We start from the raw sequence: 8,737 nt of genomic DNA, 5'->3' as shown, positions 1-8,737 counted from the left end.
CGAACCCGCCGTAACCGTGACCGACCCGCCAGTCGGTGTCGTAAATCCTCGGCGCGTGCCGGTCGCCCGCGTTCTTGGCCGCCTTGACGTCCGACATCTCCCGCTGGCGGATAGCGTCCACCACCAGCCGGTAGTCCACCATGATCCGCGCATAGCGGTCCATGAAGTCCGGCGCCGCGGTGTTGCTCGCGAGCTCGTCCACGCGCTGCTGGAGCAACTGCGACTGGTGGCCCAGCCGCGCATCGGAGGTGCCGAGCCCGGCCGAGACCATGTCCTTGCGCAGTTCGCCGAGCTGGCGTCGACGCACGGTGGCGTCGCCCTGTTCCATCCGGAACATCTCGTCGATGTTCTTCTCGGCCAGGTCCATCTGCTCCACCGTGAGGTGGGCGGTCCCGATGTCCCCACTTGCCTTGCGGAACTCCGAGTCGGTGGAGTCCGGCCGCAGGTGCCCGATCCGTCCCATGACCGTGTCCAACTCGAGGAACCGCTGCTTGACGTCCTCCCACTGCGAGCGCAGTTCGTCGTCGGCCAGCGGGGAGCTCAGTGAGTTGGCACGCACATCGATGGCGGTCAGCTCCCCCGCGACGCGGCCGTACTCGCGGGAGATCTGGTCGTAGCGCTCACGGGCAGTGCTCGCCTGGGTCTTGCGCAGACTGCGGATCCACATTCCGATTCCACCCACGGCTGCCACCGCAGCGCCGCCGAACGCCCAGCCAACCCAGCTCGGCGTTCCAGGCGACTCCAGAGCGACGGACGGATCGGCGGCCGCCGACACCCCGGCAAGCAGCCCGGCCGTGGTGTTGCCCCGCCGCAACGGGTCCTTCATCGCCTCGAGCGAGCCGTCCAGGTGCGCCCCCTCGAACAGGTCCATCGCCACGCACACGTCGTCGCCGCAGTAGATCCCGTTGCGGCGCGGGTCCATGCTCACGGCCACGATGAGTCGACCGGGCGCCCAACTGTCACCCGAGACGAGGTCACCGCGCATGCCCTGGGCGAACTCGAGCATCGTGTCGTTGAGATTGTCTTCCCCGGTCTCGAACACCACGAACTCGACATGGGAGACCTGCGGCGGCAGGCCCATGATGGCGGGCTCGGAGACCAGCAGTTCCTCGTCGGCGACGGTCAACAGGTCCCCGGGGTCGGTCACCCCGACCTCCAGCGCGGCCTCGGGGGCCGCGGGTTCAGTCGCAGGGTCAGCCGAGGCGGGCGCGTCGGCCGGTGCGGCGGGGGCCTGGGCATTCGCGGGAGCCGACGCCCCGCCGAGTATCGGCCACGCGAGGAACAGCAGCATCGCGGCGCCGGCGAGCACCACGAGTAGTCGGGTCACGGCGGCAGGCGCGCGGGTCATGAATCATAGTTTAGGCGCGCTACCCGGTCCTGATCAGACGAAGAACCACCACATGTCCGAATTGTTGCCGGAAAGCGGGCTACCTTTGGCCCATGCTCGTCGTGGAATCCCTTATCGCCGTCGCCATCGCGCTGACCACGGCATTCGGCAGTCTGGTCGCGGACGACATCATCACGGCGGACTCGTCGTGCACCATCGCCGGAATCCCGGACCTCTGGTCGCACCACTGCTCGTCGCTGCCCCGGTTGGCGTGGTTCCTGGGCTCGGCACTGCTGCTCATCGCGATGATGGCGCTGCGTCACTGGATGATCAACCGCAACGGAACTCTGTACTACCTGCGCCTACTGCCGGCGTCGTCCCCGGATCACATGCGGGGCGCGATGGACATGGCCATGGCCCGCAGTCTCGATTTCCGCACCGCCACCGGGTGGTTCGGGGTGGCGGGCGACGTCCTGGATCTTCGCGCCGACGTAGCGCGGGTGTCGGACGAGCTGGAACGCGCCATGAACGACGACGACGAGGCCACCGGCTACCTGTTCGCGCCCAATCTCTCCTTCCCCGCCGCGTTGTCCGTGGGCTACGACGTTCTGTTGAGGCAGAAAACCTCGTTGGCCGAGGTGCCGGAGCAACCGCGGTCGACGCGCGTGCCGGGTGGGGACACAGGGATGCGGACGGTGTACTTCGACGACGGGTACGACGAATGGTCCTCCCTCGACTGGGTGACCCACCACGAGCTCCCCGACCCGGATATCGCCCTGACAACGGTCGTCGGGCCGCTCGGCGACCGCCATGACGTGCAGCGCGTGTGGCTGTCCCTGCAGCTCGATTCGACGGCTCCGGCCTCGGAGGTCGATGCGCAGTTCCCGCTGAGGGACACCTGCGACGTTGTGGTCGTGGCCGGCCCCACCCACACCGTCGACGGGGCGACCCACATGCGGCCGTGGGAGATGCCCGTCCGGCGGTGGATCCCGGGGTCGAGCGGCCGGAAGATCAACCCGGACGCGTTCGCCACCCTGCTGGTGGAACTGTCGGGCGCGATCGAGCACGTCCTCGACGAGTACCCGGAAGCCGACGTGCTGCTGTGCGGCGACCTGCCGCGGACCGTGGAGTTCGCGCTGGGGTTCGTCATCTCCGAGCGCAAGGACGAGAGCATCGAGGGCAAGCTCCCGGACCGCCACCGGCCGCAGCCGGGCGACTCCCTCGCCGAGCAAGCGCAGGCGCACGCGGAGAACGCCGGCCGGAGCTCGTTGAGCCGGTTCTGGGAGTCGGTCACCCCGGTTCTGGTCCACCACGGCGAGGCCCGGCCTGCATTGGTCCACCGTGCCCAGCGCGCGGACGCCGTCACCGCCCTGGTCGAGAGTTAGTCGTCAACGCCGTCCGAGGACTGACGATTCCATCCCAGTAGGTCCTGTTTAACTTCGCCGGGTCGACGACCTCGTCGAGGAGACACTCGTCTGCCGGGCGAACACGCCTAAAACGAGAGGCCCCTCCGCATTTGAGCATCGTTGAGAGGCTTGGGAGGGGCGCTATCAAGACCGATCGTCACCGTTCTTCACCAGCAACGGCGAACCTGGCGAACGGAGCCAGCCGTGCCGCCCATCCCCAAGAGGGTTCGGCCCGCATCAGTCGAGTGGCGCCGTGCCAAACCCACTTCTCGATGCTGGAACTGGGCAAGAAGCGAGGCGCGCCAGGCCAGGCCCCCCGTCGGCGCCGATCAGCCCTCGGCCAGCGGCGCACCGTCGCGCAGGTGCGGCGCGAGGGTGTTGTCGAACATTGTCAGCGCCGACGCGATGGCCATATGCATGTCCAGGTACTGGTAGGTGCCCAGTCGTCCGCCGAAGAGCACCTTGTTGGCGGCGGTCTCGGCCTTGGCCCGGTCGCGGTAGGCGGCCAGCCGCTCGCGGTCGGTGGACTCGTTGATCGGGTAGTACGGCTCGTCGTCGCGGTCGGCGAAGCGGCTGAACTCGCGCATGATCACGGTCTTGTCCGTGGGGTAGTTCTTGCGCTCGGGGTGGAAGTGCCGGAACTCGTGGATGCGGGTGAACTCGATGTCGGCGTCGTTGTAGTTCATCACCGGGGTGCCCTGGAAGTCGCCGGTGGGCAGGACCTCCATCTCGAAATCCAGGGTGCGCCAGCCGAGCTCGCCGTCGGCGTAGTCGAAGTAGCGGTCGAGCGGGCCGGTGTAGACGACGGGCGCATCCGGGCTGGCGGCGCGCACGGCCTCGCGGACGTCGAACCAGTCGGTGTCGAGCACCACGTCGATCTTCTCGTCGGCCGCCATGTTCTCGAGCCACGCGGTGTACCCGTCGACGGGCAGGCCCTCGTAGGTGTCATTGAAGTAGCGGTTGTCGAACGTGTAGCGCACGGGCAGGCGGGTGATGTTGCCGGCGGGCAGGTTCTTGGGGTCGGTTTGCCACTGCTTGGCGGTGTAGCCCTTGATGAACGCCTCGTAGAGCGGCCGCCCGATCAGGGAGATGGCCTTCTCCTCGAAGTTCGCGGCCTCGTCGGAGGAGAACTCGGACGCCTGCTCGGCGATCAGCTTCCGCGCTTCGTCGGGCGAGTAGTACCGGCCGAAGAACTGGTTGATCAGGCCCAGGCCCATGGGGAACTGGTAGGCGGTGCCGTCGTACATGCAGAACACGCGGTGCTGGTAGCCGGTGAAGTCGGTGAAGCGGTTGACGTACTCCCACACGCGCTCGTTCGAGGTGTGGAAGAGGTGCGCACCGTACTTGTGGATCTCGATGCCGGTCTCGGGCTCGGCCTCGGAGTAGGCGTTGCCGCCGATGTGGTGGCGACGCTCGAGCACGAGGACGCGCTTACCGAGCTCGGTGGCCGCCCGCTCGGCGACCGTCAGGCCGTAGAAACCCGACCCCACCACGATGAGGTCGTAGGTGCCCCACTGCCGCTCGTCCGCCATCGTCGATGTCCCTCCGCTAAAAAGTCTGTGCACCGCGGAGGTTCTCCGCGATTGTGTTGGGCGGTCGCCTGCCGCGGCGTTACTGCCGCGACCACTCACCGCGATCCGCCGGTGAAACCCCGCCGGTCGGCGTGGGTTCGGCTTCCCAGGGTATCCGTCGGGTCGGGGCGGGGTTGATGCCGCGCCGGTGACGTGCCCGGCGAGAAAAACCCAAAGGGCGACGACGACGACGGCGACACCGATTTCGTACACATCGCACGGATTCCGCTCGCACCGGACACACCGGGGGCAATTGATCGGACAACTTCTGCAGATCGGCTCCGATTCACCCGCCGTGCTGGTCGGGCGACTTCGGCGTCGTACGCCGGTTCGAAACTACACTCCTGTCATCCCAAAAATCACTTCCGTAACACTTGGATTCACACGTTTCTTGGCTAACATTGATCCCGTTCGTCACATCTGTCCCACCTGTTGCGTAGTGTCCGTTGTCGGTGGGGCGGAGTGGGAGAAGTGGCTCGCGGCATTACACCGCGGGCCGCAGACACCTGATCTGGAGAAGCCCTTGAGCACACGACGCCGCCCCATGCACTACAGCGGTCGACGCCGGACCCTCGCCGTTGCGGCGGTGGTGGCGGCGTCCGTCGTCACCCCCCTCGCCGTGTACGGGGCAGACCAGATGGTCGAGTCCGGGGATGACATCACCACCACCGCCAACACCGGCCTCCCCACGGGTGAGGTCTCCGTCTCGCTGGCCGAGGCCCCCGCCGCGGCCGGCGTCAACCGCGATATCGCCGGCGGTCAGTCACCCGTCAAGGAGGTCTCCTCCGAGACGCCGTTCTCGATGATGGGTGTCACGTGGAAGGGCTTCAATCCCGAGGCCATGGCCAATGTCCGCGCCCAGAACCCGGACGGCTCGTGGGGCCCCTGGTTCGAGGCCGAATCGGTCGACGGCAAGGGCGAGAGCACCACCGGAACCGGGGGCACCGAGCCCATCTACCTCGGCCTGGACACCACGAAGGTGCAGATCGCGCTCAACGGCGTCGACGTCGAGGACTCCTCGCTGGCCGACGCGCCCGACGCCGACGTCGAGGCCCCCGACTCCGGGCCCGACGCCGCAGACTCCACCACCGATGCCGACGCGGGCGCCGACTCGGCAGATGCTCCCGCCGACGAGGACATCGCGTCCCGCGCCGACGGGAGCGCTGACGAAGACGCCGCCGAGGACGCCGCGCCGGCGGCACCCACCTCCGCACCGGCTGCCCCCGCCTCCGCGCCGTCCACCCCCGCCTTCGACTCGGCACCACCGGTGCCGACCCGGTTCGCGGACATCAAGCCGGTCGCCGAGACCAGCGATCTCGAGACGACCGACGTGAAGGCGGTCCTGCTCTCCCCGGACAAGACCCCGACCCCCGATCCCGAGGCATACGCTGATGTCACGGCCCGGGGCGGAACCGGCGCCCAGGGCGACATCGCGGCCAAGCAGCCCTCGATCATCTCCCGCTCGGGCTGGGGCGCAAACGAGTCAATTCGCTGCCGCAATGCCACATACGACAGCTCGCTGGCAGCGGGCACCGTCCACCACACGGCCGGAAGCAACAATTACAGCCGAGAGGGCGCGGCCAGCGTCGTTCGCGGCATCTACTCGTACCACGCAAGCACCCTGGGCTGGTGCGATGTGGGCTATAACGTGATGGTCGACAAGTACGGTCAGGCTTTCGAGGGCCGTCACGGCGGCCTGAGCCGCAACGTCCAGGGTGCCCACGCCGGCGGCTTCAACGGCAACACCTGGGGCATCTCGATGATCGGTGACTACACGAGCCTCACCCCGCCGGATGTCACCGTCCGCAAGGTCGGCGAGATCCTCGGCTGGCGCCTCGCCGTGGCCGGCGTCGATCCCAAGGGCTCCGCCACCCACTACTCCGAGGGAACGTCGTACACCAAGTACTCGTACGGCACCGCCGTCAAGCTGCCCAACATCTTCGCCCACCGCGACGTCGGCAACACCTCGTGCCCCGGTAACGCCGGTTACGCCAAGATGGGCGAGATCCGTGACATCGCGGCGCGGTACGCCAAGGGCGGCGGCGGCGGAGGCGGCGGCAATTCCAGCCCCTCCCCGACCGGCGATAATGGTGGCGGCACGGGCGGCTCGATGTCCAAGGCCAACGTTCAGGAGGCCGTGACCACCGCGCTGCGAACCGTCCTCAACGGCGGCCGGATCGATGTGCAGGGCCTGACCCGCACGCTCACCAGTGGAATGACCCTGTCGGACATCCCGCTGGGCGGCGGCTCGGTGGAAGACCTGGCGGGCGGCGACTTCGCCAAGCTCGCCGCGCAGCTTTCCGGACCGCTCGGCAAGGTCCTGTCCGGAATCCAGAAGTTCGGCAACGTCTCACTGGTCAAGGCCGAGAACGGCGCGCTGTACTCCTCCCCCGAGACCGGAACCCACCCGGTGTGGGGCGTGATCGGTGACGCGTGGGCCGCCCAGGGCTTCGAGCACGGGCCGCTCGGCCTGCCGGTGTCCTCCGAGGCCGAGCGCGAGGACGGCACCGTCGCCCAGCGCTTCGTCGGCGGCACCCTGGTCTACGACCCGGCGACCAAGGAGCTCTCGGTCGAGCCGAATCCGTAGCCGCACGATGCGCCGCTGACACAGACTCGCGGACCGGCTCCCACCAGGTGTGCCCGCCGTCCCCACCCATGGGGCGGCGGGCACACCGGGGAAGTGGTGGGGATCGGTCCGCACCCTATTTCCCAACACCCTGCGTTTCCGGGCCGCCCCCGGCCGAAACCCTCACCCACCCCGACCTGGCCGCATAAGGTGATCCTCGCCCAGCCCGCAATGGCAATCGTCTGGATCATCCACCCGAGGACAGAGGTATCCCATGGGGACAACGCAGGTTGAGTACGACGCCGCACTGCAGCAGGCCCGGACCGGATTCGATGAGGGTGGCATCCCGATCGGTGCCGCGCTCTGGCGCGACGGCCAGCTACTGGGGGTCGGCCGGAACAGGAGAATGCAGCAAGGCAGTGCGATCCTGCACGGAGAGATCGACTGCCTGAACACCGTCGGCAGGCTGACCGACTACCGCGGCACCACCCTGTACACGACCCTGTCCCCGTGCTCGATGTGTGCCGGCGCGATCGCCCTGTTCCAGATCCCCGAGGTGATCGTCGGTGAAGCGACGACCTTCCCGGGCGAGATCGAGTTCCTGCGCGAGCGTGGGGTGCGCGTCGAGGTCATCGACGACCCCGTTGCCACCGATCTCCTCGCCCGGTTCGCCGCCAACAACCCGGAGGCATGGTCGGAGGACATCGGCGGCAGGTGAGCCCGGCCGCCGCGCCGCCACCCCGCGCGGCGCCAGACCGGGTGCCGCAACACCGCGTAACCGGTGACGCGGGCGTGCAGTTCAGTGGGAAGCGAGCTCAGGCCCACCAACGGCGCAGCACGTGCGCCAGCCCGGCGTCGTCGTTGGTCAACGTGACCTCGTCGGCGACCTCGTGGACGATTGGAATCGCGTTGCCCATCGCCACGCCGTGATCGGCCCAGCGCAGCATCTCCATGTCGTTGGGCATGTCGCCGAAGGCGACGGTCACCGGGACGACCCGCTCGGCGGCGCCGCCGTCCGGGGCTGACCCAGACCCCACTCCCCCACCGCCGGCAGCACCGCCCGGCCGGATGAGTGCCGCTGCCGATCTCGCCGAGGCCGGGATGGCCACCTCCCCGGACATGAGCGCGGCGAGACCACTGGCCTTGGTCACCCCCCGCGGCGCGAACTCGATGAGCCCGTCGGTCGAGGAGAACGTGAGGTCCGCGAGGTGCTCGACGGACCCGCGCAGGGCCGCCGCCATGTCCGCGCTCGACATCCCCGGCACCCGCGCCAGCAGCTTGAGCACCGGCTCCGACAGCACCTCCTCGTGCCCCACCTCGAGATGCTCGATGCTGATCCATGCGTGTTCGTAGTCGGGGCTGGCGACGAAGTTCGCGTCGGCGGCATCCGTCACGAGACGCTCCGCGGCGATCCCACTGCCCGGCAGCCGCTCGCGCAGGATCTCGTCGAGCTCGGCGAGGACCTCCGTCTGCAACAGCGTGGTGGCGAGGTACTCGCCCGAATCGGTGTCCATGATCACGGCGCCGTTGGCGCTGACCGCGAGCGGCGCCACCGGGAGCTGGTCCACGATCTGGTCCATCCAGCGCGGCGGCCGGCCCGTGGCCAGGACGAAGGACGCCCCGGAGGACACGATGTCCTCGATCACCGCCAGGTTGGCGGCGGGCACGAGATGGTCGCTACCGATCAGGGTGCCGTCGACGTCCGTGGCGACGAGGAGGGGTCTGGAGGGAGAGGGCGTCACGGAGTGTTCGGACCGCCCGTCACGGGGTCGCCGTCGTCGGTTTCCCGGGGCTGCCCGGACCGCGGCGCGGCACCCTCTTCCGGCGCGACGCCGCCGGCCGCGGCCTCTTTCTCCGCGCGGCGCCG

The 8,737-nt window shown here is 68.7% G+C and carries 6 protein-coding genes; 3 read left to right on the top strand and 3 right to left on the bottom strand.

The window, feature by feature from the left end; translation table 11 throughout:
• Positions 1-1,348: DUF5129 domain-containing protein (locus G6016_RS11965; protein WP_182632870.1), on the bottom strand; the 1,348-nt coding region annotated here is incomplete at its 3' end.
• A gap of 92 nt (positions 1,349-1,440) precedes the next feature.
• Between G6016_RS11965 and G6016_RS11960 the strand changes: the two genes are divergently transcribed.
• Positions 1,441-2,712, top strand: coding sequence for a hypothetical protein (locus tag G6016_RS11960; protein ID WP_182632869.1), 1,272 nt, complete (start codon positions 1,441-1,443; stop codon positions 2,710-2,712).
• 350 nt (positions 2,713-3,062) lie between these two features.
• On the opposite strand, the gene glf is transcribed toward G6016_RS11960, so the two are convergent.
• Positions 3,063-4,265 carry a UDP-galactopyranose mutase gene (gene glf / locus G6016_RS11955; RefSeq protein WP_182632868.1) on the bottom strand — a complete coding sequence of 401 codons (1,203 nt, stop codon included), beginning with the start codon at positions 4,263-4,265 and terminating at the stop codon, positions 3,063-3,065.
• 562 nt (positions 4,266-4,827) lie between these two features.
• Here glf and G6016_RS11950 point away from each other — a divergent pair.
• Both G6016_RS11950 and G6016_RS11945 read left to right on the top strand, forming a co-directional pair.
• A complete protein-coding gene (locus tag G6016_RS11950; RefSeq protein ID WP_241730264.1) occupies positions 4,828-6,891 on the top strand; it encodes an N-acetylmuramoyl-L-alanine amidase in 2,064 nt (687 codons plus the stop codon).
• A gap of 253 nt (positions 6,892-7,144) precedes the next feature.
• Positions 7,145-7,588, top strand: a complete 444-nt coding sequence (locus G6016_RS11945) for a nucleoside deaminase (RefSeq protein ID WP_182632867.1) — start codon at positions 7,145-7,147, stop codon at positions 7,586-7,588.
• Positions 7,589-7,685: 97 nt separating this feature from the next.
• On the opposite strand, the gene G6016_RS11940 is transcribed toward G6016_RS11945, so the two are convergent.
• Complete coding sequence (locus G6016_RS11940; RefSeq protein WP_182632866.1) at positions 7,686-8,612, bottom strand: HAD-IIB family hydrolase; 927 nt, start codon at positions 8,610-8,612, stop codon at positions 7,686-7,688.
• Between the last annotated feature and the right edge of the window lie 125 nt (positions 8,613-8,737).

Origin of the sequence: Dietzia aerolata (assembly GCF_014144865.1) — a bacterium.
Lineage (GTDB): Bacteria > Actinomycetota > Actinomycetes > Mycobacteriales > Mycobacteriaceae > Dietzia > Dietzia aerolata.
Note: the sequence above shows the minus strand (reverse complement) of the source record. Positions and strands in the feature narration are given on the sequence as shown.

What these genes read in the sequence shown, in the direction of transcription:
- G6016_RS11960 (WP_182632869.1), top strand. Translation starts at nt 1,441, where the DNA reads ATGCTCGTCGTGGAATCCCTTATCGCCGTCGCCATCGCGCTGACCACG.
- glf (WP_182632868.1), bottom strand. Translation starts at nt 4,265, where the DNA reads ATGGCGGACGAGCGGCAGTGGGGCACCTACGACCTCATCGTGGTGGGG.
- G6016_RS11945 (WP_182632867.1), top strand. Translation starts at nt 7,145, where the DNA reads ATGGGGACAACGCAGGTTGAGTACGACGCCGCACTGCAGCAGGCCCGG.